We start from the raw sequence: 223 nt of genomic DNA, 5'->3' as shown, positions 1-223 counted from the left end.
GAGAAAATCCAACGACACCACCAACAGGTGAAGGAAATAATGGAGAAAATCCAACGACACCACCAACAATTGAAGGAAATAATGGAGAAAATCCAACGACACCACCAACAGGTGAAGGAAATAATGGAGAAAATCCAACGACACCACCAACAGATGAAGGTAATAATACAGGATCTGGACAAACTACAACGGATAATCAAAACGCAAAAGAAACAACAACTGT

The 223-nt window shown here is 39.9% G+C and carries 1 protein-coding gene; it reads left to right on the top strand.

The annotated features are described in order from the left end of the window. On the top strand, positions 1-223 hold a 223-nt coding region (locus tag MR083_RS27480; protein ID WP_242270148.1), incomplete at both ends, for a hypothetical protein.

It is taken from the genome of Bacillus cereus group sp. BfR-BA-01408, from assembly GCF_022663305.1.
Classification (GTDB): Bacteria; Bacillota; Bacilli; order Bacillales; family Bacillaceae_G; genus Bacillus_A; species Bacillus_A pacificus.
The sequence above is the reverse complement of the archived record's forward strand: the minus strand, read 5'-3'. Positions and strand labels throughout refer to the sequence as shown.